The sequence below is a fragment of the Neisseria sp. P0021.S005 genome, assembly GCF_051956955.1.
Window position 1 is genome coordinate 1 of the sequence record NZ_JBQCWY010000425.1, and the last position, 2,631, is coordinate 2,631.

A 2,631-nucleotide genomic window follows, 5' to 3' on the forward strand; every position below is an offset into this window, starting at 1 on the left:
AACGGGGTTCTTCGCCCAAGTGGAGCAGGACGTTGTCGCTCATATGGTTTCTCCTGAATAAGATGGATTCAGACGGCCTTGTGGCCGTCTGAAAAGAAAACGATAGGCGTTATATGGTGGCAGACAGATAGAATTAAAGTGTCTTGTCTGCCTGTCGGCCAATTTTATTCTGCGCCGCGCGGATTGGCGTGCAATGGCGCAGCCAGTTCGAGGCGCATTGGTGTGCCTTTCGGGGCAAATACGGCATTGGCAACATTGGTTTGCAGGGATTCGGCAAACGAGCCGCGATACACTTTTGCACCTTGGTGGGTCAGGTTGGATTGTACATCGACGTACACTTCGCCGCCGATTTGACGCCAGAGGTGGCAGAAGGTGTAATCTTCGGACAGGTAGCGTTTGCTTTTCGGATCAACCATGCAGTCGAAGAAGCGGTAGTGTAGGCCTTTGTCTTCTCTGTTGTAGTCACTGTCGGAGATGTAGTTCAACTCGGGGTAGGCTGCCATCATTTTTTCAAATACGCTGCGCTTGATAACCATAAAGCCGGTTGGCGCGTCATGGACTTTCATAAAACCGTCTTCATCGACTTTCAGTACGATTTCACCGTTTTCATTTTTTTCGCTGGTGTTGACGGTATAAGAAGTGTACATGCGCTCGAAGTCGGCTTGAGTCGTGCCGGCCGGAACACCTTCTTCAGGCCAGTTGTCGCGTTTGAGCGGGTAAATGCCTGCCACAACGTCTTTGTCGGCCAAAAGCAGACGGTAGAATGAATCGGGAGAGAAGCCGATGTCGGAGTCAATCCAAAATAAATGCGTCCATTCTTTGTTTTCTAAGAATGTGGCCACGCAGTTGTTGCGCGCGCGCGTAATCAGGCTTTCGCCGCGCTGCATCATCACTTGAAGCGGTAGGCCGTGTGCGGCATTGGTGTGGACGATGTTCAGAAGTGAGAGGGTGTAGTTGTGGAAATATTTGCCGTCATGGCTGGGGGTCATGATTACAGGGTACATTTCGGCAAGGGCTGATTCGGGCAACATGAGTTTTCCTTATTGTTGATTATAAATTTGGGTATTGTAAGTGATTTGATAGTATATATAAACTGGACTATTTTAATTTATTGATTAATTGGCATTGCGTGCGTAAGAATTCGTCCAAAACCGCCTGTTGGATTTCCAAGCGTTTGGCTACGGGCGAGGCAAAGCGCACGATGATGTTATACACCTTGTCATCATGTGGCACACGGGATACACGCGGCTGGGCGGCGGGCGTGATAAACAATTTTTGGGTTTGCACGTTTTCCAAATGCTGCTTGATGGCAGGGACATAAGGCTCGCACAATGGCTCAAGAACATCTTTCAGACGGCCGATGATTTCGTCCGAATCCAAATGAATCGGTACGGGAATTTCCACCGTATGAATTACATAATCGCCCAAAATATTGTCGCGGCGCACGGTGTGGCTCAGAAGCAGGCTGTTGGGAAACGAGAGTGTTTTGCCGGAAAGCTGGCCAATCAACGGATTGGGGCCGATTTGCATCATCAGCGTGTTCAGCATATTGATATCGACCACCCGTCCGCGCAGGCCGTTGATTTCGATGTAGTCGCCGATGGAATATTGTTTGGTTACCGAGCGCAGGATGCTGCCGGACAAACACATAATCAATTCTTTGGTCGCCACCACAATTGCCGCAGCTACCGCAAACATCGACAACGCCAAAGTTTGAATCTGCGCCGCCCAAATCATCGCCAGCCCGAACAAGAGCAGCAGCATGGTGATGTTGCGACTGACCACCAGCGAACGGCGTTTGTTTTCGATGCTCAAATCCGGATGGCTGCGAAAATGAGCCGAGAGCAAAATGCTGCGCCCGGCAATGACGGCCACAATCATCACCATCGACATCAAAGCCGATTTGATGATTTCTTCACTGACAGGCAAAGCGTTCAGCCATTCCTGTATGGTGTTCCACATAATGCTGTTTCCTTTCCCTTTTTAGGCCGTCTGAAAACCCACGCGTTCAAAAATTTCTGCCGCACACACTTCCGATACTGCAAACAAAGTTGCCACGCTACCCAAAGCCCGTTGTGCTGCCACGCTCAAATCATCACGGCATACTTCGCCCAGCCACTCAACAGGCCGCACCAGCGACATTTTCTCATCGTCCCATTGCGGACAATGTACTGCGCCGCCTGTAATCCTGCCGATCCGATAACGGCGCAGGGCAGGCGAGTAGGTCAGTACGGCATCTCCATCGGCCAACTCGTTGGAAAACCGCCACATCTGAGCCGCACCCGATTGCGCTGTTCTCAATTTCACATCCGGCACGGCCGAACGGTAAATATCCGTCAGTTTCTCACGGCCAAAACCCTTGGCCGCCGCTTCGGCCAGCATGGGCCAGGCCAACGCCGCCACACCGCGTTCAAAAAATACATCATAAAGCGCACCTTGCGTGCTGCGAACCATATAAAGTCTGGCTTGTTTTCCCATTGCAGTACCTGTTTGTTTGAAGAACCCATCCCTTTGTTTCCATGTTACCTGTTACGGCTGAAAAATTCGATATTTTACATTGCCGGAAGGGTTTGAAGTTCTCGCTGAAAATAAATGAATTATAGATGAAAGGCCGTCTGAAAAATAAAATAG

Annotated in this window: 3 protein-coding genes; all 3 read right to left on the bottom strand. The window is 50.1% G+C overall.

What is annotated here, in order from left to right:
* Positions 1-164: 164 nt before the first annotated feature.
* The gene (locus tag ACTHUE_RS15090; protein ID WP_219088989.1) at positions 165-1,031 is read right to left on the bottom strand and encodes a hypothetical protein; all 867 of its coding nucleotides are present in this window, start codon (positions 1,029-1,031) and stop codon (positions 165-167) included.
* 67 nt (positions 1,032-1,098) lie between these two features.
* Positions 1,099-1,962, bottom strand: a complete 864-nt coding sequence (locus tag ACTHUE_RS15095) for a mechanosensitive ion channel family protein (RefSeq protein ID WP_070460504.1) — start codon at positions 1,960-1,962, stop codon at positions 1,099-1,101.
* Between the two features lie 21 nt (positions 1,963-1,983).
* Complete coding sequence (locus ACTHUE_RS15100) at positions 1,984-2,478, bottom strand: restriction endonuclease (RefSeq protein WP_070460502.1); 495 nt, start codon at positions 2,476-2,478, stop codon at positions 1,984-1,986.
* Positions 2,479-2,631 lie beyond the last annotated feature (153 nt).